The sequence below is a fragment of the Burkholderia sp. IO2 genome, assembly GCF_029522185.1.
GTDB classification, from domain to species: Bacteria; Pseudomonadota; Gammaproteobacteria; order Burkholderiales; family Burkholderiaceae; genus Burkholderia; species Burkholderia cenocepacia.
The window spans coordinates 1-23,407 of the sequence record NZ_JAKWFH010000082.1; the positions used below are offsets into that span (position 1 = coordinate 1).

Here is a 23,407-nt window from a genome sequence, read left to right on the forward strand (position 1 = left end):
GCGCGTCGGCCGATGGCGGCGCGGCGAGCGCGGCGCACACGACGAGCAGCGCCGCGAACAGCGCGGCGCGCGCGACCCGCGCGGACAGCGGGTGACGGGGGCGGCCGTCGGGCGCGGCAGGCGCCGGCGGCGGGCCATGACGGTGAAAGCGCATCGGGACGTCCGGGCGGCGCACGGCCGCGTGCCGTCCGGCTGGCGGAAAGGGCGTAGGCCCGATGCTTGAAGATTAGGCGGTTTCGGCGCAAAGCGCGAAGGCGAGGCGGGCCGGCTGCGCCTTCAGCCGGCGCCGCCGCCGCGCGCGAGCGCTTCTTCCCGAAACTCGGCCGGGCTGCGCCCGCTCCATTTGCGGAACGCGCGGTAGAACGCGCTCGGTTCCGCGAAACCGGTCGCGGCCGCGACGTCGGCGATCGTGCGGGCGGGGTCGGCCAGCGCCTCGAACGCGAGATCGCGCCGCAGCGTGTCCTTGATCGACTGGTACGCGTGGCCTTCCTGATGCAGCTTGCGGCGCAGCGTGGCCTCGGCCACGTGCAGCCGCGCGGCCATCCCGCCCGCGCCCGGCCACGCGGCGGGCGGCATCCCGCGCAGCACCGCGCGCACGCGCTGCGCGAGCGCGTTCGGGTTGCGGTACTTGACGATGAAGCTGGCCGGCGCGTTGCGCAGAAACGTTTTCAGCGTCTTCGCATTCTGCACGACCGGCAGCGTCGCGAATTCGGGATCGAAATCGACATACGACTCGGGCTCGTTGAAGCGCATGTCGTCGCAGAACATCGACGGGTATTCGTGATCGGCCGGTGGCGTGTCGCAGCGGAAGCTCGCATGCAGCAGCGGAATGCGCCGCCCGATCAGCCAGCAGGTGAGGCCGTACACGATGATGAAATAGGTCGCGTACGTGAACATCGCGGGCGTCGCGCCGTTGTTGCGGTGCACGAAACGCAGCCGCACGCGCTGCGGGTTCGCGTCGAGCTCCGCGTGGAGGTCGTCGAGCACGCAGTGCATGAAGTTCACCGCGCGCGCCATCGCGTGCAGCCCGTCGCGCGCCGACAGCGCGGCCTGGCTCATCGCGATGAAGCTGCCGCTGCGCATCGGGTGGCGATCCTGCCCGAAAAACTCGTCGTCGAGCGTGCGCGCGATCGCGTTCCACAGCGCGCCGTATTGCTGCGCGGACACGCGTGCGCGCGGCTGCCCGAGCAGCGCGGGCGCGATGCCGGCCTGCGCGAGCAGCGGCTCGGCCGCGACGCCGCGCCGCGTGGCCAGCGCGACGCTGTACGCGACGAGGCTGATCGCGACGGTTCCCTTGTCTTCCTGCTTCATCGGTGTCGCCGGTGTGGCAAAAACGCTCAGTGTAAATGAGCGACGCGAGCATCGAACAGTCGCGCGTGCTTGCCTACACTTGTTGCATCGAAACGCAAGGACGGTCGCGCCCGGCGGCCGCGGGAGACAGCAGCACCATGGACGAGCTTTACACCGAAGACCAGCGGATGATCCGCGATGCGGCGCGCGCTTTTGCCACCGAGATGCTGGCGCCGAACGCCGCGCAGTGGGACCACGACGCGCACCTGCCCGACGCGATCGTCGCGCAGCTCGGCGAGCTCGGCCTGCTCGGGATGATCGTGCCGCAGGAGCTGGGCGGCTCGTATACGGACTACGTGGCCTATGCGCTGGCGATGGAGGAAGTGGCGGCCGGCGACGCCGCGTGCGCGACGATGATGAGCGTGCACAACTCGGTCGGCTGCGGGCCGATCCTCGGCTTCGGCACGCCCGCGCAGAAGGACCGCTGGCTGGCCGACATGGCGGCCGGTCGCGTGATCGGCGCGTTCTGCCTGACCGAGCCGCATGCCGGTTCCGAAGCGAACAACCTGCGCACGCGGGCCGAGCTGCGCGACGGCCAATGGGTGCTGAACGGCGCGAAGCAGTTCGTGACCAACGGCCAGCGCGCCGGTGTCGCGATCGTTTTTGCCATGACCGACCCGGAAGCCGGCAAGCGCGGCATTTCCGCGTTCCTGGTGCCGACCGACACGCCGGGCTTCATCGTCGGCAAGCCCGAGAAGAAGATGGGCATCCGCGCGTCGGATACGTGCCCGATCACGTTCGAGAACTGCGCGATTCCGGAAGACAACCTGCTCGGCAATCGCGGCGAAGGGCTGAAGATCGCGCTGTCGAACCTCGAAGGCGGCCGCATCGGCATCGCCGCGCAGGCGCTCGGCATCGCGCGCGCCGCGTTCGACAAGGCGCGCCGCTATGCGGGCGAGCGCGTGCAGTTCGGCAAGCCGATCGCCGAGCATCAGGCGATCCAGCAGAAGCTCGCCGACATGGCCGTGCAGATCAACGCCGCGCGCCTGCTCGTGCATCACGCGGCGAAGCTGCGCACGGCCGGGCTGCCGTGCCTGTCGGAAGCGTCGCAGGCGAAGCTGTTCGCGTCCGAGATGGCCGAGCGCGTGTGTTCGGATGCGATCCAGATTCACGGCGGCTACGGCTACCTGGTCGATTACGAAGTCGAGCGTCACTATCGCGACGCGCGCATCACGCAGATTTACGAAGGCACCAGCGAAGTGCAACGGATGGTGATCGCGCGGCAGCTTTGAGCCGCGACGGTCGCACCGGGACGACAGCATCACGCAGGGCACGAGGGCAGCGCGGTGAACGCGGCACGCAACGACGTGACCGTGCGCCGTGCAACACGGAACCGGGCATGTGCTGCAGCACCTGCACCGGTTGAGCGCTGGGCATGGAGACTGGACGGAGACGACACATGACGGTACAGGCATTCCTGGACGCACGCGACTTTCTGCTGCGCCATCGCACCGACTACGACACCGCGTACCGCGATTTCGAATGGCCGGTGCTCGATGCGTTCAACTGGGCGCTCGACTACTTCGACCCGATGGCGCGCGGCAACGACCAGCCCGCGCTGTGGATCGTCGACGCGGCGACCGGCACGGGCGATCCGTATTCGTTCGCGCAGATGTCCGAGCGTTCGTCGCGGATCGCGAACTGGCTGCGCGCGATCGGCGTCGTGCGCGGCGACCGCATCCTGCTGATGCTGCCGAACCGGGTCGAGCTGTGGGACGCGATGCTGGCCGCGATGAAGCTCGGCGCGATCGTGCTGCCCGCCACCACGCAACTGTCGCCCGACGACGTGCGCGACCGCGTGCAGATCGGCGGCGCGAAATACGCGATCGTCGACGAGAACGAAGCCGCGAAATTCGAACAGCCCGATCTCGGCCTCGCGCAGAAGATCGTCGCCGGCGCGCCGCGCGCGGGCTGGCTCGCGATGAACGACGGCTATGCGGCGAGCGCTGCGTTCGAGCCGGACGCCGTCACGCACGCGAACGATCCGATGCTGCTGTACTTCACGTCCGGCACGACGTCGAAGCCGAAGCTCGTCGAGCACACGCACCGCACTTATCCGGTCGGCCATCTGTCGACGATGTACTGGGTCGGCCTGCAACCGGGCGACATCCACTGGAACATCAGCTCCCCGGGCTGGGCGAAGCACGCGTGGAGCTGCTTCTTCGCGCCGTGGAATGCGCAGGCGTGCGTGTTCGCGTTCAACTATGCGCGCTTCGAGCCGAAGGTCGTGCTCGATGCGCTCGTCAAGTATCGCGTGACGACGCTGTGCGCGCCGCCGACCGTGTGGCGCATGCTCGTGCAGCAGCCGCTCGCGTCGTTCGACGTGAAGCTGCGCGAGATCGTCGGCGCGGGCGAGCCGCTGAATCCCGAGATCATCGAGCGCGTGAAGAAGGCGTGGAACATCTCGATTCGCGACGGCTACGGCCAGACCGAGACGACCTGCCTGATCGGCAACTCGCCGGGCCAGCCGGTGGTCGCGGGCTCGATGGGCCGGCCGCTGCCCGGCTACCGGATCGCGCTGCTCGATCCGGACGGCGCGCCGGTGACCGAAGGCGAGGTCGCGCTGCCGATCGGTGGCGACGTCACGCGCCCGGTCGGGCTGATGAAGGGCTACGCGAACAATCCTGATGCGACGGCCCATGCGATGCGCGACGGCCACTACCGCACGTCGGACATCGCGATGCGTCGCGACGACGGCTACTACGTTTACATCGGCCGCGCGGACGACGTGTTCAAGTCGTCCGACTACCGGCTGAGCCCGTTCGAACTGGAAAGCGTGCTGATCGAGCATCCGGCGATCGCGGAAGCGGCCGTCGTGCCGAGCCCGGACCCGGTGCGGCTGTCGGTGCCGAAGACCTTCATCACGCTGCGCCAGGGCTATGAAGAAAGCCCCGCGCTCGCGCTGGAGATCTTCCGCTTCTCGCGCGAGAAGCTCGCGCCGTACAAGCGCATCCGTCGCCTGCAATTCGCGGAACTGCCGAAGACGATCTCCGGGAAGATCCGCCGCGTCGAGCTGCGCCGCCGCGAGATCGAGCGCGGCGACGACGCGACCGAACGTATGCCCGGCGAGTACTGGGAAGAAGATTTCGCCGCCGAACTGAAATGACCGGCCGCGGGTCGCGCGTGCTGCTTTTTTCCGCGCGTCGCCCGCCGCCTCGCTGAACCGAACCGGCCGCGCGTCGCACGACGCCACGCGGCCCACTGCAAGGAGAGTGCTCTGATGAACGCGAATCCGACGCCCCGCACGGGGCAAGACGTGCCGACGGTCAAGCTGCTGATCGACGGCGCCTTCGTCGAGTCCGCCACGAACGAGTGGCGCGACATCGTTAACCCGGCGACGCAGCAGGTGCTCGCACGCGTGCCGTTCGCGACCGTCGCGGAAGTCGACGCGGCCGTGCAGGCCGCGCACGCCGCGTATGCGACGTGGAAGAACACGCCGATCGCCGCGCGCATGCGCATCATGCTCAAGTTCCAGGATCTGGTGCGCGCGAACCAGCAGCGCATCGCGAAGACGCTGACGGCCGAGCAGGGCAAGACGATTCCCGATGCCGAAGGCGACATCTTCCGCGGCCTCGAAGTGGTCGAGCACGCATGCTCGATCGGCACGCTGCAGCTCGGCGAATTCGCGGAGAACGTCGCGGGCGGCGTCGACACCTACACGCTGCGCCAGCCGCTCGGCGTGTGCGCGGGCATCACGCCGTTCAATTTTCCCGCGATGATTCCGCTGTGGATGTTCCCGATGGCGATCGTGTGCGGCAACACGTTCGTGCTGAAGCCGTCCGAGCAGGACCCGATGTCGACGATGGAGCTCGTCGAGCTCGCGCTGGAAGCCGGCGTACCGAAAGGCGTGCTGAACGTCGTTCACGGCGGCAAGGAAGTCGTCGATGCGATCTGCACGCATCCGCTCGTGAAGGCGATCTCGTTCGTCGGCTCGACCGCCGTCGGCACGCACGTGTACAACCTCGGCAGCCAGCACGGCAAGCGCGTGCAGTCGATGATGGGCGCGAAGAACCACGCGATCGTGCTGCCCGACGCGAACCGCGAGCAGACGATCAACGCGCTCGTCGGCGCGGGCTTCGGCGCGGCCGGCCAGCGCTGCATGGCGACTTCCGTCGCGGTGCTGGTGGGCAACGCGCGCGAATGGCTGCCCGACATCGTCGCGAAGGCGAAGACGCTGAAGGTCAACGCGGGCTCGGAAGCGGGCACCGACGTCGGGCCGGTCGTGTCGCGCGGCGCGAAGGCGCGGATTCTGTCGCTGATCGACATGGGCATCAAGGAAGGCGCGAAGCTCGAACTCGACGGCCGCGACGTGAAGGTCGCCGGCTTCGAGGAAGGCAACTTCATCGGCCCGACGATCTTCTCCGGCGTGACGACCGACATGACGGTCTACACGCATGAAATCTTCGGACCGGTGCTGGTCGTGATGGAAGTCGACACGCTCGACGACGCGATCGCGCTGGTCAACGCGAACCCGATGGGCAACGGCGTGGGCATCTTCACGCAGAGCGGCGCGGCGGCACGCAAGTTCCAGAGCGAGATCGACGTCGGCCAGGTCGGCATCAACATCCCGATTCCGGTGCCCGTGCCGTTCTTCAGCTTCACCGGTTCGCGCGGCTCGAAGCTCGGCGATCTCGGCCCGTACGGCAAGCAGGTCGTGCAGTTCTACACGCAGACCAAGACGGTCACCGCGCGCTGGTTCGACGACGACACGACGGCCGGCCCGGTGAATACGACGATCCGGCTGCACTGAGCGGCGGAGGACACCAACATGAAAATCGGATTTATCGGCCTCGGCCACATGGGCGCGCCGATGGCGCTGAACCTGCTGAAAGCCGGCCACGACGTGCACGCGTTCGACCTGAGCGCCGACGCGTTGCGCGCGCTGCAGGACGCCGGCGCGCAGGTGGCAGCTTCCCCGCGCGACGCGGCATCGGGCGCGACGTTCGTGATCACGATGCTGCCGGCCGCGCCGCACGTGCGCTCGGTGCTGTCCGGCGAGAACGGCGTGCTGGCCGGCCTCGGCGCGGGCGCGACCGTGATCGATTCGAGCACGATCGACCCGGCGAGCGCGCAGGCGTTCGGCGCGCTGGTGCGCGAGCACGGCGGCGCGTTCGTCGATGCGCCGGTGTCGGGCGGCACCGGCGGCGCGGCGGCCGGCACGCTGACCTTCATGGTCGGCGGCAGCGACGCGGATTTCGAGCGCGTGAAGCCGGTGCTCGCCGGCATGGGCAAGAACATCGTCCACTGCGGCGCGACGGGCATGGGGCAGGTCGCGAAGGTCTGCAACAACCTCGTGCTCGGCATCTCGATGGCGGCGGTGTCGGAGGCGATGTCGCTCGGCGTCGCGCTCGGCATCGACCCGAAGGTGCTGGCCGGCATCGTCAACACGTCGACCGGCCGCTGCTGGAGCTCGGACACCTACAACCCGTATCCGGGCGTGATCGAGACCGCGCCGTCGTCGCGCGGCTACTCGGGCGGCTTCGGCACCGACCTGATGCTGAAGGATCTCGGCCTCGCGAACGATGCGGCGAAGCAGGCGCGCCAGCCCGTCTATCTCGGCGCGCTCGCGCAGCAGCTGTACCAGACGATGAGCAGCCGCGGCGACGGCCAGCTCGATTTCTCGGCGGTGATCCGCCTGTATCAACCGGCCACGAAGAAGGACGCGTGATGATCGAACTCGACTACGTCGACGACGGCGCGATCGCGTGCGCGACGCTCAAGCGTCCGCCCGCGAACGCCTTTACCGCCGACGGGCTGCAGCAATTGCAGCAAACCGTCGCCGAACTGAATGCGAACCCGCGCGTGCGCGCGCTGGTGATCACCGGCGACGGCCCGAAGTTCTTCAGCGCGGGCGCCGATCTCAACACGTTCGCCGACGGCGATCGCGCGGTCGCGCGCACGATGGCGGCGCGCTTCGGCGCGGCGTTCGAGGCGCTGCACGACGCGCGCGTCGTGACGATCGCGGCGATCAACGGCTATGCGATGGGCGGTGGCCTCGAATGCGCGCTCGCATGCGACCTGCGGATCGCGGAGACGCATGCGCAGATGGCGCTGCCCGAACCGTCGGTCGGGCTGCTGCCGTGCGGGCTTGGCACGCAGACGCTGCCCTGGCTCGTCGGCGAGGGCTGGGCGAAGAAGATCATCCTGACCGGCGCGCGCGTCGACGCGGCGACTGCACTGCGGATCGGCCTCGTCGAGGACGTGGTGGACAGCGGCGCCGCGCGCGACGCGGCACTCGCGCTGGCACGCAACGTCGCGTGGCAAAGCCCGCATGCGGTGGCCTACAGCAAGGAGCTGATCGGCCTCGCCCGACGCGGCGTGCCGCGCGGCGCGGCGCTCGCGGTCGAACGCGAACGCTTCGTCGACCTGTTCGACACGGCCGATCCGCGCGAAGGCGTGGCGGCGTTCCTGGGCAAGCGCGCGCCGCAGTGGCGCACCGATGGAGAGCCGCAACGATGAGCACGCCGGTGACGAATCACGACACGTTCGCGCAACATGCGCCCGAGGTGCTGTTCCGCGTGGTGAACCGCGTGGCGCTGATCACGCTGAACCGGCCGGCCGCGCTCAACGCGCTGTCGTACGCGATGATCGGCGAGCTGACCGCGCTGTTCGAGCGCTGCCGCCACGACGACCAGATCGTCGCGCTCGTGCTGCGCGGCGCGGGCGAGAAGGGCTTCTGCGCGGGCGGTGACGTACGCGAGCTGTACCGGATGGTCGCGCAGCGCGAGACCTGGCTGCCGTTCTTCGTCGACGAGTACCGGCTCGACTACGCGATCCACACGTTCCCGAAGCCGGTCGTCGCGCTGATGGACGGCGTGACGATGGGCGGCGGCATGGGCCTCGCGCAGGGCGCGGCGCTGCGCGTCGCGACCGAGCGCAGCAAGATCGCGATGCCGGAAACGCGCATCGGCCTCGTGCCCGACGTCGGCGCCACGCATTTCCTGTCGGGCATGCCGGCCGAACTCGAACTGTACGTCGGGTTGACCGGTGCGATGCTGTCGGGCGCCGACGCGCTGACCGCGAAGCTCGCGGACCTGTGCGTGCCGTCCGCGTGGCTCGACACGTTCGAGACGCGCATCGAAAGCGTCAAGTGGGACGGCGACGCGCTGCCGTTGCTGCGCAAGGTGTTCGAGCCGCCGTGCAACGTGGTGCCGCATGCGGCGCTCGACGGCCAGATGCCGTGGATCGTTCGCCACTTCGACAAGCGTTCGACCGTCGAGCGGATCGTCGCGACGCTCACGCAGGAGCTGGCGCGCGACGAGCTGGCGCGCGAGCACCGCCAGTGGCTGCAGGCGACGCTCGACGCGCTCGCGAGCCATTCGCCGACGATGCTCGCCGTGACGCGCGAGGCGCTGCTGCGCGGCCGGCAGATGACGCTCGCGGAATCGTTCCGGATGGAGCTCGGCATCGTCGCGCGCGCGATCGAGGAAGGCGATTTCTGCGAAGGCGTGCGCGCACATCTCGTCGACAAGGATCGCAAGCCGCGCTGGGCGCCCGCATCGCTCGTCGAGCTGCGCGCCGAACGCGTGCGGCATTTCCTGACGTCGCCGTGGAAGCTGTTCGCGCATCCGCTCGCCGATCTCGGCGCGGCGTGATGCGATGAGCCGACGCGCCCGCGCGGCGCGTCGGTTGCCGCGTATTTCGTTGCGGTTCTTTCGCGCTCAGCGCTCGATCATCGGCGGCACCGCCTCCACGAGCGCATCGATCACGCAGCGCGTCTTGCGCGGCAGGTAGCGCGTCTTCGGCCAGATCGCATGAATGTCGCCTTCGCAGACGAAGCAGCGATCGAGCACGACCACCATCTCCCCGCGCTTCACGTAGTGATCGAGCAGCCAGCTCGGCAGCCACGCGATCCCGAACCCCGACGCACCGGCCGCCGCGATCGCCTGCACGTCGTCGAAACTGAGCTGGTGCGGCATGTCGATGTGGACGCTCGAGCCGTCCGGCGCACGCAGGTACCACGGTTGCACGACGCCCGAGCGTGAATACGCGATCGTGCGGTGGTTCTTCAGGTCGTCGAGCGATTGCGGGGTGCCGTAACGCGCGAGATACGATGGCGCCGCGCCGAGGCTCCCGTATTGCGTGCCGAGCCGCCGCACCGCGAGGCTCGTGCTGTCCGCGAGCGGGCCGATCCGCACCGCGAGATCGATGCCTTCCTCGACGAGATCGACGAAACGGTCGGTGATCGACACGTCGATCCGCAGGTGCGGGTAAGTGCGCGCGAGGTCGAGCACGATCGGCGTCACGCAGTGGTGCCCGAACGCGAGCGGCACGCTCAGCCGCAGCTTGCCGCGCGCCTCGTTGCGACCGCAGTCGAGATCGGCTTCCGCCGCTTCCAGTTCCGCCAGCGCGCGTACGCAGCGGTCGTAGTACGCCTGGCCGTCGTCGGTCAGGCTCTGGCTGCGCGTCGTGCGCTGCAGCAGCCGCGCGCCGAGCCGCTTTTCGAGCCGCGCGATCGCCTTGCCGACGGCCGAGCGCGTCATGTCGAGCCGTTCCGCGGCGAGCGCGAAGCTGCCGGATTCCACCACCTGGACGAAGGTCGTCACGCCATCGAGTCTGTCGGTCATAGCGGGTTGCGCGGATTGCGTCCTGTGATTCCCCAGTTCGTAGAAATGGATGCGTCAATGGGGAGGGAAATTCTCACTATAGTACCGATTCCCGCCCAGCGTGCGTCGCCGGCCGCGCGCGGCGAATCCTACTCACCTGGAGGCGCGCGGCCTGTCGCCGGGCCGCCGCGCAATACGCATGACGCTATCCGACTCCCGCAGGAATGCGGTCGCGCTCGCGGCCGTCTGTCTCACGTCGCTGATGTTCGGCCTCGAAATCTCGAGCGTGCCGGTGATCCTGCCGACGCTCGAACACGTGCTGCATGGCGATTTCAACGGCATGCAGTGGATCATGAACGCGTACACGATCGCGTGTACGACGGTGCTGATGGCGGCCGGCACGCTCGCGGACCGGTTCGGCCGCAAGCGCGTGTACGTGATCGGCACCGTGCTGTTCGGCGCGACGTCGCTGCTGTGCGGGCTCGCGCCGAACGTGCCGGTGCTCGTCGCGGGCCGGCTGCTGCAGGGCGCGAGCGGCGGCGCGATGCTGATCTGCCAGATCGCCGTGCTGTCGCACCAGTTCCGCGAAGGGCGCGAGCGCGGCCGCGCATTCGGGATCTGGGGGATCGTGTTCGGCATCGGGCTCGGCTTCGGGCCGATCGTCGGCGGCGCGATCGTCGCGCTGGCGAGCTGGCCGTGGGTGTTCCTCGTCCATGCGCCGCTCGCGGCCGTCGCGCTCGTGCTGATCGGCGGCGCGGTGCAGGAATCGCGCGATCCGCATGCGGGCGCGCTCGACGTCGCGGGTATCGTCACGCTGTCGCTCGCGGTGCTCGGTGTCGCCTTTTACATCACGCAAAGCGCCGAACTCGGGCTGACGAGCGCGGCCGGCCTCGGCGTGCTCGGTGCGACCGTGGTCGCGGTGATCGGCTTCTTCATCGCGGAGCGCGCCAGCGCGCGGCCGATGTTCGACTTCTCGGTGTTCCGGATCCGCGCGTTCACCGGCGCGATCTTCGGCTCGATGGGGATGAACTTCAGCTTCTGGCCGTTCATGATCTACCTGCCGATCTGGTTCCAGGTCGCGCTCGGCTACGACAGCGTGACGGCCGGCCTCGCATTGCTCGCGTACACGCTGCCGACGCTGATCGCGCCGCCGTTCGGCGAACGGCTCGCGCTGCGCTACGGGCCGGGCGTCGTGATTCCGGCCGGGCTGTTCACGATCGCGGCCGGCTTCGTGCTGATGCGGCTCGGCAGCGCGGCCGATCACGCGAGCTGGCTGACGATGCTGCCGGGTTGCGTGACCGCCGGCATCGGGCTCGGGCTGACCAACACGCCCGTCACCAACACGACGACGGGCGCGGTGCCGAGTGCGCGGGCCGGGATGGCGTCGGGCATCGACATGAGCGCGCGGATGATCTCGCTCGCGCTGAACATCGCGGCGATGGGCTTCGTGCTGGTGGCGGGGATCGTCGCGAGCCTGAAGGGCGGGCCGGCCGGCGCAATCGGCGACGCGGCGCTGCGCCGGCTCGCGCAGGAAATCGCGGCGGGCCGCACCGACGGGCTGCAGGCGATCGCGCCGGCGCTCGCGCAGGCCGACCCGAGCGGCGCGGCGCTGCACGCGGCGCTCGTGCACGGGTTCGGCTGGGTGATAGTGTACGGCGCGGCAGGCGTGGCCTTGCTCGCAACGGCGAGCGCGGTGGCGTTCGCGCCGGCGCGGCGCGGGGCGGCCGTGTGCGAATGACGCGGCCGGCGTGCGGCGCGTGACGGCCGGTCAGGACGTCCCGCCGCCGAGCGCGCGGTAGAGCTTCATCTGGTTGTTGAGCCGGTTCAGGCGCGTCAGCTCGTCGGCGCTCTGCGCGCTCCTCAGCACCTGTTGCTGGTCGAGCCACGGCTGCACGGCGGTCGCGCCGGCCGCGAAGCGCGCGGCGGCCAGCCGTTCGGCGCGCTGCGCCTGCGCGAGCGACAGCGCGCGCTGTTCGGCCTCGCGTTCGAGCTGCACGCGCGCCGACAGCGCATTCTCGACTTCCGCGAGCGCCGTGTAGAGCCGCTGGCGGAACCCGACGACCGCTTCTGCGTACTGCGACTTCGACACCTTGATCTGCAACTGCATCGTGTTCCACTGGATGAACGGCAGCGCGAGGCCGAGCCCGAGCGTGCCGACCGGGTTCGTCAGCACGCGCTCGAGGCTCGTGCTCGTCGTGCCGGCGCTGCCGGTCAGCGTGAAGGTCGGGTAGAAACTCGTGCGCGTCGCGTCGACCTGCGCGAGCGATTCGCGCAGCCGGAATTCCGCCGCCCGCAGATCGGGGCGCCGGCCGAGCAGGCTCGCGGGCAGGCCGGCCGCCACGTCGGGCGGTGCGGCGTCCGGCAGTGCCGCCGGCTCGGCCGCCAGTTGCTGCGGCGGCCGGTCGAACAGGATCGCGAGCGCGTGGCGGTTCTCGGTGCGCTGCTGGATCAGTTGCGTCTGCGCCGCGCGTTGCGCGGCGAGGCTCTGTTCGGCCTGCGCGAGATCGAGCCCCGACACGGCGCCGGCCGCGTGCCGCGACCGGACGAGCGCGAGCGTGCGCACCGCATACGCGATGTTCGCGTCGCCGAGCGCGATCTGCCGGTTCAGATAGCCGATCTGCCAGTACAGCGCCGCGGTCGTGCCGATCAGCGACAGCCGCGCGGCTTCGAGATCGGCGGCCGTCGCGTCGGCTTCCCAGTGCGCGGCATCGCGCAGCGCGGCCAGCCGGCCCCACAGGTCGATTTCGTAGCTGAGCGAACCGTTGAGGCCGCTCGACTGGCTCGTCCGGTGCGTATCGAGCGTGCGCGACACGGCGCCGTTCGCGCCGAGCGTCACGTTGGGCGTCAGGTTCGTATCGACGAGCCCGGCCTGCAACTGCGCGCGATACACGCGGATCGCCGCGATCGCGAGGTCGTTGTTGGCGCGCAGCACGTCGTCGATCAGCGCGTCGAGTTGCGGATCGCCGAAGCTGCGCCACCAGTCGCGCGCGGCGGGCGGCGCGTCGGCCGTGACCGGCGCGGCCCAGTTCGCGGGCATCGCGACGGGCGGCAGCGGATCGTGGCGCGTACCCGCGCAGCCGGCGAGCAACGCGGCCGCGCAGGCGAATGCGCCGAGGCGGCGAAGCGGGGAGGAATGCGTGATGGTCATGTTTCGTCAGTCGCGCGCGAGCGCATCGATCGGATCGAGCCGCGACGCGTTGCGCGCGGGCATGAACCCGAAAATCACACCGGTGAGCGTCGAGCACACGAACGCGGTCACGATCGCGCCGGCCGAGAACACCATCTTCCACTGCGCGACGAACATCGAGAACAGCGCGCCGAGCCCGAACGACAGCGCGATGCCGATCGTGCCGCCGAGCAGGCACACGAGCACGGCCTCGACGAGGAACTGCTGCAGGATGTCGGACTGGCGCGCGCCGACCGCCATCCGGATGCCGATCTCGCGCGTGCGTTCGGTCACCGACACCAGCATGATGTTCATCACGCCGATCCCGCCGACGACGAGCGAGATCACCGCGATCAGCGACAGCAGCAGCGTCAGCGACTGGCCGGTTTTCTCGACGGTCTTGACCACGCTGTCCATGTTGTACGTGAAGAAGTCCTTGCGGCCGTGGCGCTGGATCATCAGCTTCTCGAGGCTTTTCTCGGCGGCGGCGCTCGGCTGCCCGTCGCGCACCCGCACGGTGATGCTGTCGAGATAGCGCTGGCCGAACAGACGCCCGCTGGCGGTCGTGTACGGCACCCACACGTTCAGGCTTTTCACGCTGCCGAATGCGCTCTTCTTGTCGGCGGTCACGCCGATCACGACGCACGGCACGTTGTCGACCAGGATCACTTCGCCGACCGGATTGCGCGTCGCGCCGAACAGCTTGCGGCGCGTGTTCTGGTCGATCACGGCCACCTGCGCCTGACGGCGCACGGCATCGTCGTCGAACGCGACGCCGAGCGCGAAGCGCATTCCGCGCGCCTGGAAGTAGCGTTCGCCGACGCCGCTCACGAGCGCGTTCACATTGACGTTGCGGAAGCGCAGCAGCAGCGTGCGCGACGTTTCGGGCGTCGCGCTGTCGACGTACGGTTGCTCCGCGAGCGCGACGACGTCCGCGGGCACGAGCGTCTGGATCGTGTCCGCGCGGCTGTCGCCCCAGTCGGCGCCCGGATAGAGGCTGATCGTATTGGTGCCGATGCTGCCGATTTCCTCGAGCATGTAGCGCTTCGCGCCTTCGCCGACCGCGACGATCGACACGACCGACGTGATGCCGATGATGATGCCGAGCATCGTCAGCAGCGTGCGCAGCCGGTGCGACACGAGTGCGATCCACGCCATCCGGCACGCTTCGGCGAAGCGGCCGGTGCCGGCGGCGAAGCGGGGGGCGCGTGGGCCGGGATCGGTGTCGGCGGGCGGCGGGGCATCGTGCGGCGCGGGCGACGAAGCCGTCTCGGCTGCCGTTTCGGCTACGTCGGCTGCGCCGATTCCGACTTCCGCGAGCGCCTCCGCGTAGTGGCGGTTCGGCCGGTCGGCGACGATCTCGCCGTCGCTGATTTCGATGATGCGCCGCGCATGGCGCGCCACCGCCTTGTCGTGCGTGACGATCACGATCGTATGGCCGAGCGCGTTCAGCTCGTGCAGGATGCGGATCACGTCCTGGCCGCTTTTCGTGTCGAGTGCGCCGGTCGGTTCGTCCGCGAGGATCACCTGGCCGCCGTTCATCAGCGCGCGCGCAATGCTCACGCGCTGCTGCTGGCCGCCGGACAGTTGGCCGGGCCGGTGATGCGCGCGATCCGCGAGCCCGAGGCGCGCGAGCAACGCGCGGGCGCGTGCATGCCGCTCGGCGCGCGGGGTGCCCGCGTAGATCGCCGGCATTTCGAGGTTCGCGACCGCGTCGACGTGCGGCAGCAGGTGATAGCGCTGGAATACGAAGCCGAAGTGCTCGCGGCGCAGCTGCGCAAGCTCGTCGCTGTCGAGCATGTGCGTGTCGCGGCCGCCGACCGTGTAGGTGCCTTCGCTCGGATGATCGAGGCAGCCGAGGATGTTCATCAGCGTCGACTTGCCGGACCCCGACGCGCCGACGATCGCGACGATCTCGCCCGCGTCGATCGACAGGTTGACGTTGTTCAGGACGACGACGTCCTTGTCGCCGGCCGGAAAGCGTCGCGTGACGGCGGCGAGTTTCAGCAGGGGCTGGCGCATCGTTACACCACGTCCGACAGCGGCGCGCGCTCGTCCGCCGACGCTTCGCCGATCACGACGCGCTCGCCGTCCTTCAGGCCGGCCAGCACTTCGACGCGCACGTTGTTGTTGATGCCGATGCGGATATGGCGCGTTTCCGTGCTGCCGTCGGCGCGCAGCACGCGCACCGCCACGGTGCCGTCCTTGCGCTTCTCGCCGAGCGCAGCGGCCGGAATGCTGAGCGCGTTGCGCGCGTTGCCGAGCACGATGTTGACCTGCGCGGTCATCGCGATGCGCAGCCGGTGCTCGGGATTCGGCACGTCGAACAGCGCGTTGTAGAACACCGCGCTGTTCGGTTTCGCGCCGCCACCCGCGCCGCCGCCGAGCGGGCTTTGCGCTTCGGCGTAGTTCTGCGGCGCCGGTTCGATCGCGCGCAGCTTGCCGTAGTGACGCTTGTCCGGTTCGCCGAGGATCGTGAAATACGCGGTCTGGCCGGCGCTCACGCGAATCACGTCCGCTTCCGACACCTGCGCTTTCACGGTCATCGTGTCGAGATTCGCGAGCTTCAGGATCACCGGCGCCTGTTGCTGCGCGATCACGGTCTGGCCTTCCTGCGTGACGATCGCAACGACCTCGCCGTCGATCGGCGCGACGATGCGCGTGTAGCCGAGGTTGGCCTGCGCGGTCTCGATCTGGATGCGGGCCGAACGGATCTGCGCGGCGAGCGACGCGAGGGTCGCGCGCTGCACGTCGAGCGCCGCGCGCGCGGCCTCGAACGATTCGCGCGACGTCGCGTCGTCGGGCAGCATCGCCTGCTGGCGGCGGAACGCGAGTTCGGCCTGGGTCAACTGCGCGGCGGTCGATTGTTGCTGCGCGCGCAGGCTTTCTTCGCTGGCGCGCGCCTGGCGCAGCGCGTTTTCCGAGATCACCGGGTCGATCTCGGCGAGCCACTGGCCCTTCGTGACCTTGTCGCCGAGCTTGACCTTCAGCGTCTTCAACTGCCCCGACACCTGCGCGCCGACGTCGACTTGCCTGAACGCCTGCAGCGCGCCGGTCGCGAGCACCGCGTTCTCGAGATCGCCGCGCGTGACGGGCGCGGACAGGTACTGCGGATGCTTGTCGGGCGCGCAGGCCTTCAGCGTGACGCCGACGGCGATTGCGACGACGGCAAGGGTAGCCAGCACGATGCGCCGGCGGCGATGGGTCTTCTGGGTCATGAGAATGCAGCGAGGATGAAGCGGGCGCCGGCGATGCGTGCGGCCGAACGGAACGATCCGGTCGGCGCCGCGTGTCGGGCGTGTTGCCCGCGACGGGTTCCGCGTACGCATCGCGCGGGCGTGCCGAATCGAATCAGGCGCTCATGGTAAGCGAGGAATTCGCGCCAAATCGTGTGGAAATTGTGCTGAATTGTGTGGGCGCCGTATCGATGCGCGGGCCGGACGGTGCAATTGTTTCGATCTGTGAAGGCGGCGATCCACCGCGACCGCGCTACCGCCGCGCGGCGACGATCGCCATCATCGGCCGGTCGCGTTCCTCGTCGAGAGCGGGCAGCGCGTCGACCTGCCCGGGCGTCGGCGCCCATTCGTCGAGGTGCGTGAGCGTGAAGCCGCTGCGGATCAGCAGGTTCACGAGCGTGCCGAGCGTGCGATGCTGCTTGACGACGCCCGGCGCGAGCCAGTCGGTCACGCGTTCGCCTTCGCGCTGGTAGCCGTCGAGCGGCCACGAGCGGTTGCCCTGCGCATCGACGACGAAACCCGGCCGGCGCGGCGCCGTATAGATCGGATGCTCGATCGAGAACACGAGCCGGCCGCCCGGCACGAGCGTGCGGTGGATCGTGCGCAGCAGCGTGTCGAGGTGCACGACGTAGTGGAATGCGAGCGAGCTGTACGCGAGGTCGAACGCGGCATCCGGCAGCGCGAGCGTTTCGAGGTCGGCGCGACGGTACGTGATCGCCGGATGTGCGGTGGTCGATGTCGCGCGTTCGAGCATGCGTTCGGACACGTCGATGCCGAGCACGCCGGCAGCGCCTTGGTCGGCGGCCCAGCGGCTGAACCAACCGTAGCCGCAACCGAGATCGAGCACGTGACGGCCGTGCAGGTCGGGTAGCAGCGCGCGCAGCGCGGGCCATTCGGGCGCGCCGTCGAGCCCGTGAATCGAGCGGTTCAGGCGGCTGTAACCTTCGAAGAAGGCCGGGTCGTCGTAGATGTTCTGCGTCATGCGTCGGCTCAGGTGCGGGTGGGGCGCGCAAGGTGGCACGCCCGATCCCGCGAGCTTACGCGCGCTGCCCACCCGCGTCGATCCTGCGCTGCGTGTCGACATCGACGATCTCGCGGATCGCGCTGAACAGCGGCGCGGCATCGGTATAGCGCCGGCCGTAGCCGAGATTGAACGCATAGTCGAAATCGGGCGGATTGCTGCCCTGGTTGTGCTGCAGGATCGTTTCGAGCTTGTCGAGCGCCTTCGCCGCGCGGGCTTCGGGTGAGGCGGCCGCCTCGTATTCGTCCCACAGCGCGACGATCTCGTCGCGCGCCGCGCGGTCGAGCGATGCGGTCAGCGTCAGCAGATCGTCGCGTTCGTGCGCGCTCTTGTCGGGATGCGCGGCCTGCTCGATCGCGGGGATGTCGCCGTGCAGCGCCTCGCCGAGGTCGTGGACGACGCACAGTTTCAGCAGCTTCAGCGTATCGACGCCGGGCAGCGCGTCGGCGAACACGAGCGCCATCAGGCATAGCCGCCAGCTATGCTCGGCCGTGCTTTCCGCGCGCCCGGCCGACGTGTGGCCGCTGCGCAGCACGTCTTTCAGGCGTTCGGCGTCGCGCAGGAAATCGAGGCGCGCGCGGATCGTATCGGGATTCATGGTCGGCGTCCTTGCGATGAACCGCCAAGCGTACGCCGGCCGGCCGCGGGGTGTCCACGCATGAAATATGCGTGGGCGTCAGTGCGCGTCCAGCGTTTCCACGAGCCGCACGGCCGAGCCGTCCGACAGCGTCATCCGCGTCCATCGGCACAGGCTGCCGCGAATCGGCACGACGCGCGACGCATTCGCGCCGGTGTCGAACTCGACGCTCGGCGGTCCCGCGCGGTCGTACCAGCCGAGCGGGTCGAGCGCGGCTTCCATGCGGGCGATTTCCGGCGTCGCATAGCGCCACAGCGACGCGCCGAGCAGCGTCGAAAGCGGCCGCGAGAACTCGGCCGCGCGCGCCGGCGAGCTGGCCAGCAGGCGGTGCGTGAAGTCGCACACGAGATGCATGCGGCCCGTGCTGCCGGCGATCAGCCGCGCGAGCGCGTGGTCGCCCGCGGAATCGAGGCGCGCGGCGAGCAGCCGTTCGGCCGTCGCGCGCTCGGCGGGCGACATCTGCTGAAGGCCGGCTTCCCAGCGGGAGATCGTCGATTGCGCGACGCGGAACAGTTCGGCTGCATGGCTTTGCTTCACGCGGTGCAGCGCGCGCCAGCGCTTGAGTTGCGGGCCGAGCGAGGATGGATGAAGCGGCGGGTGGGGCATGTCGATGCTCCTGTTTCATGCGTCGGCCAGCGCCATGGCTGACAGGGGCGGCCTGGAACCTGGCGAGTGGCGGCCAGCATGTGCCGGCGTGTAATCGGTCCATGCATGTGCTCTCGTCCCGTCTGTGCGGTTCGGCTGGGTGGCTTTCGCCCTCGGAAGCCGGATTCTCCCGTATCCGCCGCCCGTTGTCGAACCCGAAATCTGCCGTGGCAGCGGGCGGCCGGGGCGGTCCGCGCCCCGCCGAAAACGTTTTCGCCAGGCTTTCAACCGGCTCCGCCATATCTTATTATTCGGCCAGAGCGGCGCATGCCGGCCGCCATCGATCACGTCGACGACATGACGGGCCGGCCACGGCGACCGCCTTCCGGCCGGCACGTCGCCCGACGCGCGGTCGAAACGACAGGGGGCGCGAGGCCGCGCGTATCCCGAAAAAATACGAGGGCGCAATGGTACGACTGGTGTTGCTGCTGCTGGGCATCGAATATCTGCGAACCCGCTGGCGCGGGCTGACCGTGCTCGGCTGGCTGTGGGTGGTGGCGGGCGTCGGCATTTTCATCGACGCGCTCGATGGTGCGCTGCATTTCCCGATCGAGCTGTTCGCATGGCTGTTCCTGATCGAGGGGCTCGCGACGCTCGCGGTGGCCGGCAGCGGGGTCGGCGGCCAGCGCATTCTGCGCTACGTGAAGGGCATCGCGGTCGTGGTGGCCGCGGGGCTCGTGTTTGCCGGCCATCATCACGGCCACTTCCTGCTGTCGATGATCTTCGGCACGCTGTTCCTCGTCGACGGACTGCTGCAGTGCACGTCCGCGTGGATGGTGCGCTATCGCCGCTGGAATGTCGCGTTCGCGTGGGGTGTCGTCGAGATCCTGCTCGCGATCTTCTTCTTCCAGCCGTACCCGACGCACTACGCGGGCACCGTGCCGTACTGCCTCGGCCTGCTGCTGATGTTCGGCGGAATGCACATGCTGAGCCTCGCCGCGCGCGTGCGGCGGCTGACGCGCAATCCGGCGTTCGCGACCTCGCCCGCGCCGGCGCTGGCGCCGGATCTCGACGATGCGCAGTACCCGCCGCAGTTCGCGCAATCCGAATGGGACGGGCCGCCGGCCGACGGCGAGCGGGCGCTGACCGTGCACGTGTGGACCCCGACCGGCACGTCGAAGGCCGAAGCGCAGCGCTATCCGGTGATCGATCGCTACATCGCGGCAGTGGACGTCAATGGCGTGATCTCGACCGGCCATGCGGCGCTGGAATCGCCGGAGGGCATCTACATCAGCCTGTATCCGGCTGTCGAGATCGATCGTTCTCCGGACGAATTCACGCGCATCCTGCGCGCGACGCGCGAGAACGACGTGCCCGGCCTGTTTCAGCCCGACTATGCGACCGAGTCGAAAGCGTGGTGCCCGTCGACCGTGCGCGTGCGCATCCGCAACTACGATCCGGCCAAGCTCGAGGCGTTCTGGTCGTTGTATCGGCAGAACCTCACGTACAACCTCACGCACCGCAACTGCTCGAGCACCGTGTCGAACGCGCTCGAGGCGGCGCTCGACGGTGCGGTGTGGCGGCTGAAGGGCGCGCGGGCCGGGTGGGGCGCGTTCGTGCGGCTGCTGCTCACGCCCGAGCTGTGGGTGGCCGCGCAGATCCGCAAGCGTGCGGTGACGATGGCGTGGACGCCCGGACTCACGCTCGACTATGCGCGCGCGCTCAGCATGCTCGCCGATCCGCGTCCGTTCGCATGGTGGAAGGTGGCGCGCTCGGCGGTGAGCGCGATCATGGCGTCGCGGCGTGCGTGGCGCGAGCAGGACAGCGCGGCGTTGTCGCCGGGCGGCTCGGAGGCGGCGTCGATGAAGTGAAACGCGTGATGCCGGACGCGGGCCCGGCATCACGAAGGGCGCCCGGCGCGGCCCGGCGATATTGCCCGCTACCCGCACCCACAGACGACAACAATGAACAAGACGAGAACGTTCCGCATCGTGATTCCCGCCGCGCTGGCGCTGGCGAGCGCCGGCCTCGCGCAGGCGGGCATGGACGAAGTGCCGCGCATGAGCAACGACGTGTACCGGATGTCGGTATCGTTCTGCTCGAACGTCACGGCCGACGAGAAGATCATGTGCCAGGGCGACATGATCGCCGCGGGCAGCAGGATCGTCGCGGCGATCGGCGGCCTGCCGCCGGCTTCCGCGTCGGCGATCGACGAAGGCGCGCGCAACAAGCTGCCGCCGGAAGAGCGCAAGGGCCTTGCGCCCGTCGAGCCGCGCGCGATCGACAAGGACGACGATCTGGCCGGCCTCGCCGGCATGGTGCGCCTGTGCGACGTGTACGAATCCGGGCCGGCGTCGCGCGCGCGGCACCACGCGGCGCTGCAGCAGAAGGCGCCCGATGTCGCACCGCGTGTCGAGGCGTTGCTGGCCGATGCGTCGACCGCGGCGCGCCGGCGCGTCAGTATCGGCGTGTGGCAGATTCTCGCGCTCGAGGGGCCCGAAGCGTCGGCGCGCGCGTGCACGCAGCTCGGCACCTGAGCGATCACGTGCGGTAAGCGCGTGCCGTTCGACCGTCGACGCACGGGTGCCGACCATGCGGCATCCGTGACGATCAGCTCAGTCGTGCGCGATCGTGGCCGGCCCGATCCGTATCGGCTTGCCGAGCGTTCGGGCGACCGGCGAGGCCCGTACCGCGTCGCGGACGAGTATGTGCTGCGCCTGCGACAGCGGCACCACGAAGCGCAGGGCGATGTCGAAACCGGTTTCGACATCGCGGCGTTCGAGGGTGACGTCCACCGTACAGGCCGGCAGCGTCACGCCCGCGCGTTCCGCTGCCAGTTCGACCGACATGCAGACGCAGGCCGCCAGCGCGCTTTCGAGCAACTCGTGCGGCCGCAGGCCGGCGTCGCCGCCTTTGCCTGCCTTGTGGGTGTCCGAGCGCACGACGCTGCGCCCGTTTCCGATCTCGACGCAGTACGGCTTGCCCAGCCGTGTGGCCGTCACCATGGGGATGCTCCGTTGCAGGATGAAAGTGGCGACAGCGTATGCCGGGGGCGCATGCGGCGGAAGGCAATCGCCGGTACCGGTACCGGCTGTAACAGGTTCGGCGGTACCCCGCGCGTTCTTTCGTGCACCTTCACATTCGTGCCACGTTGCGGCAGCAACAATCGCGGGCAGACATTCGACAACCTTGCGGCGCATCCCGCGACCGCAAGCCTTTTCCGAGGAAACACGCCATGCTCAAGACGCTCGCCCGCGCCGCTGCCGCACTCGCCGTCGCTTCCGTGTCACTGCACGCCGCCGCGCAGACCAGCTACGACTACCTGTTGCTCGCCGCATCGTGGGAGCCGGGTTTCTGCGCGTCGCACGACACACCGGAATGCACGAACCTCGCCGGATCGTACGCGGCGACGAGCCTGTCGCTGCACGGGCTGTGGCCGAACCGCTACGACGGCAACCAGCCGTTCTACTGCGGCGTGCCGCAGAACGACATCGACCTCGACAACGCGCACCAGTGGTGCAGCATGGACGCGTACCCGATCAGCAGCGCGACGCGCAACACGCTCTCGACGTACATGCCGGGCGTCGCATCCTGTCTCGACAAGCACGAGTGGTTCAAGCACGGCACCTGTTCGAACTCGGCGACGCCCGATGCGTACTGGAACCAGGCGTCGGGCATGATCAGCCGGCTCGGCAACACGTCGTTCAACGCGTTCCTGCAGGCGAACGCGGGCAAGACGGTCACGCGTAACCAGTTGCTGTCGGCGTTCGAAGGCGCGTTCGGCAGCAACACGCGCAGCGCGGTGTCGTTGAAGTGCACGAAGACGAACGGCGTGAGCTACTTCACCGAAGCGTGGATCGCGGTGAAGACTAATGCGACCACGCAGTTTCCGAGCGCGGCGTCGCTCGTGACGGACGGCAACACGCAGGGCACGTGCCCGACGTCGGGCGTGTTCATCGCGAAGTAAGGCGGATGCTGCGGCTCGGCCGTCGTTACGCCAGCAGCCGCAGCGCCTCCGCGAGCGACAGCACCGTCGTGCGCGATTCGAACGCGGTGGCGAACAGATGCTCGTGGACCACCGGGTCCGGGTCGTAGCAGCAATCCTTGACCGTGTAGAGGCGGAAATCGGCGTCGCTCGCATGGGCGATCGACGACAGCATCACGCCGGTCGACGCGATGCCGACCATGATCAGCGAATCGACGCCTTGGGCGATGAGCCGCGCCTGCAGATCGGTGCCGAAGAACACGCTCGCGCGGTGGGCGAGGATCAGCGGCTCGTCGGGCTGTTTGGCCAGCTCCGGGCAGGGGGCATCGTCGATGAAGAGGCCGAGTTGCTTGATGCCCTGGCCGTTCTTGTTGAGCGGACTGACTTCCGGATAGCCGGGACTGAAGCGGAGATTCGCGAACCACACGCCGACGCCGGCCGCTCGCGCCGCGTCGCAGAGGCGGCGCGTATTCGAGAGCAATTCAGGGGCGACCGACGGAAAGAGGCCGAGGATGTCGGTCTGGTAATGCATGACGAGCAGCGCGGTTCGGGATGGCGCGATGCGGGGGATCGGCGAGGAGGAATGGCTGTCGGCGTGCGCGTGGGCCGTCGTTGCGACTTTTGATGCGTTGTCCGGATTCATGCGTGGGGCTCCAGTAATCGCTGCGGAATGTCGGGAAAGTCGGTTGTTCCGTATCGTCGGTCACGGCGGCGCCAGCGTGCTCGCGCGTTGCGCAGTCTCGGTTGGATATTTCGGGCCTGTCAGGAATTTTGTGTTTAAGGCATAACATGCTCCCAAGGAGAATTTATGCCTCGCAAACCGAAAGCCCAGCCGGCGGCTCTGCCGGCGATTCCGGCCGAGTTGCTTGAGCAGTTCGGCA

General features: G+C 69.0%; 20 protein-coding genes. 10 read left to right on the forward strand and 10 right to left on the reverse strand.

All coding sequences use genetic code 11. The annotated features are described in order from the left end of the window. Positions 1–276: 276 nt before the first annotated feature. On the reverse strand, positions 277–1,311 hold the full coding sequence (locus tag MMB92_RS32465) for an AraC family transcriptional regulator (RefSeq protein WP_006498836.1): 1,035 nt from the start codon (positions 1,309–1,311) through the stop codon (positions 277–279). A 137-nt stretch (positions 1,312–1,448) separates the two neighbouring features. Between MMB92_RS32465 and MMB92_RS32470 the strand changes: the two genes are divergently transcribed. The 6 genes from MMB92_RS32470 to MMB92_RS32495 all read left to right on the forward strand — a co-directional run bounded on the left by MMB92_RS32470 (position 1,449) and on the right by MMB92_RS32495 (position 8,945). Further along, positions 1,449–2,582: an acyl-CoA dehydrogenase family protein gene (locus tag MMB92_RS32470; RefSeq protein ID WP_006482812.1), complete on the forward strand. Its 1,134-nt coding sequence runs from the start codon at positions 1,449–1,451 to the stop codon at positions 2,580–2,582. A 167-nt stretch (positions 2,583–2,749) separates the two neighbouring features. Next, the gene (locus MMB92_RS32475) at positions 2,750–4,456 is read left to right on the forward strand and encodes an AMP-binding protein (RefSeq protein WP_006482813.1); all 1,707 of its coding nucleotides are present in this window, start codon (positions 2,750–2,752) and stop codon (positions 4,454–4,456) included. 114 nt (positions 4,457–4,570) lie between these two features. Then, positions 4,571–6,100 (forward strand): CoA-acylating methylmalonate-semialdehyde dehydrogenase, encoded by a 1,530-nt coding sequence (locus MMB92_RS32480; RefSeq protein WP_058903406.1) that lies wholly within the window; start codon positions 4,571–4,573, stop codon positions 6,098–6,100. A gap of 18 nt (positions 6,101–6,118) precedes the next feature. Continuing rightward, positions 6,119–7,018 (forward strand): 3-hydroxyisobutyrate dehydrogenase, encoded by a 900-nt coding sequence (gene mmsB, locus MMB92_RS32485; protein WP_006480765.1) that lies wholly within the window; start codon positions 6,119–6,121, stop codon positions 7,016–7,018. Further along, complete coding sequence (locus MMB92_RS32490; RefSeq protein ID WP_277563188.1) at positions 7,018–7,809, forward strand: enoyl-CoA hydratase; 792 nt, start codon at positions 7,018–7,020, stop codon at positions 7,807–7,809. Before mmsB ends, MMB92_RS32490 begins: the two co-directional genes overlap by 1 nt. Then, on the forward strand, positions 7,806–8,945 hold the full coding sequence (locus MMB92_RS32495) for an enoyl-CoA hydratase/isomerase family protein (protein ID WP_277563189.1): 1,140 nt from the start codon (positions 7,806–7,808) through the stop codon (positions 8,943–8,945). Before MMB92_RS32490 ends, MMB92_RS32495 begins: the two co-directional genes overlap by 4 nt. 66 nt (positions 8,946–9,011) lie before the next feature. Here MMB92_RS32495 and MMB92_RS32500 read toward each other — a convergent pair whose 3' ends face one another. Next, positions 9,012–9,917, reverse strand: coding sequence for a LysR family transcriptional regulator (locus tag MMB92_RS32500; protein WP_034202034.1), 906 nt, complete (start codon positions 9,915–9,917; stop codon positions 9,012–9,014). A gap of 178 nt (positions 9,918–10,095) precedes the next feature. Between MMB92_RS32500 and MMB92_RS32505 the strand changes: the two genes are divergently transcribed. After that, the gene (locus tag MMB92_RS32505; RefSeq protein ID WP_277563190.1) at positions 10,096–11,634 is read left to right on the forward strand and encodes an MFS transporter; all 1,539 of its coding nucleotides are present in this window, start codon (positions 10,096–10,098) and stop codon (positions 11,632–11,634) included. A 30-nt stretch (positions 11,635–11,664) separates the two neighbouring features. Here MMB92_RS32505 and MMB92_RS32510 read toward each other — a convergent pair whose 3' ends face one another. The 6 genes from MMB92_RS32510 to MMB92_RS32535 form a co-directional block, all read right to left on the reverse strand. After that, positions 11,665–13,044: an efflux transporter outer membrane subunit gene (locus tag MMB92_RS32510; protein ID WP_277563191.1), complete on the reverse strand. Its 1,380-nt coding sequence runs from the start codon at positions 13,042–13,044 to the stop codon at positions 11,665–11,667. A gap of 6 nt (positions 13,045–13,050) precedes the next feature. Then, positions 13,051–15,084: a MacB family efflux pump subunit gene (locus MMB92_RS32515; RefSeq protein ID WP_048986896.1), complete on the reverse strand. Its 2,034-nt coding sequence runs from the start codon at positions 15,082–15,084 to the stop codon at positions 13,051–13,053. 2 nt (positions 15,085–15,086) lie between these two features. After that, a complete protein-coding gene (locus MMB92_RS32520; RefSeq protein ID WP_006483156.1) occupies positions 15,087–16,280 on the reverse strand; it encodes an efflux RND transporter periplasmic adaptor subunit in 1,194 nt (397 codons plus the stop codon). Positions 16,281–16,551: 271 nt separating this feature from the next. Then, positions 16,552–17,280: a class I SAM-dependent methyltransferase gene (locus tag MMB92_RS32525; RefSeq protein WP_277563192.1), complete on the reverse strand. Its 729-nt coding sequence runs from the start codon at positions 17,278–17,280 to the stop codon at positions 16,552–16,554. Positions 17,281–17,335: 55 nt separating this feature from the next. Then, positions 17,336–17,917 carry an HD domain-containing protein gene (locus MMB92_RS32530; protein WP_058903403.1) on the reverse strand — a complete coding sequence of 194 codons (582 nt, stop codon included), beginning with the start codon at positions 17,915–17,917 and terminating at the stop codon, positions 17,336–17,338. 78 nt (positions 17,918–17,995) lie between these two features. Further along, on the reverse strand, positions 17,996–18,562 hold the full coding sequence (locus tag MMB92_RS32535; RefSeq protein WP_058903402.1) for a helix-turn-helix transcriptional regulator: 567 nt from the start codon (positions 18,560–18,562) through the stop codon (positions 17,996–17,998). A gap of 446 nt (positions 18,563–19,008) precedes the next feature. On the opposite strand from MMB92_RS32535, the gene MMB92_RS32540 reads away from it, so the two are divergent. After that, on the forward strand, positions 19,009–20,412 hold the full coding sequence (locus tag MMB92_RS32540; protein ID WP_059721932.1) for a hypothetical protein: 1,404 nt from the start codon (positions 19,009–19,011) through the stop codon (positions 20,410–20,412). 93 nt (positions 20,413–20,505) lie between these two features. Further along, positions 20,506–21,078 carry a hypothetical protein gene (locus MMB92_RS32545; RefSeq protein ID WP_059721933.1) on the forward strand — a complete coding sequence of 191 codons (573 nt, stop codon included), beginning with the start codon at positions 20,506–20,508 and terminating at the stop codon, positions 21,076–21,078. Positions 21,079–21,156: 78 nt separating this feature from the next. Here the strand turns inward: MMB92_RS32545 and MMB92_RS32550 are convergent, their stop codons facing one another. Further along, positions 21,157–21,741 (reverse strand): OsmC family protein, encoded by a 585-nt coding sequence (locus MMB92_RS32550; protein WP_227739690.1) that lies wholly within the window; start codon positions 21,739–21,741, stop codon positions 21,157–21,159. A 35-nt stretch (positions 21,742–21,776) separates the two neighbouring features. On the opposite strand from MMB92_RS32550, the gene MMB92_RS32555 reads away from it, so the two are divergent. Further along, entirely contained in the window at positions 21,777–22,508 is a 732-nt protein-coding gene (locus MMB92_RS32555) for a ribonuclease T2 (RefSeq protein WP_027811744.1), read from the forward strand. Between the two features lie 25 nt (positions 22,509–22,533). On the opposite strand, the gene MMB92_RS32560 is transcribed toward MMB92_RS32555, so the two are convergent. Beyond that, entirely contained in the window at positions 22,534–23,169 is a 636-nt protein-coding gene (locus tag MMB92_RS32560; RefSeq protein ID WP_059721935.1) for an isochorismatase family cysteine hydrolase, read from the reverse strand. Between the last annotated feature and the right edge of the window lie 238 nt (positions 23,170–23,407).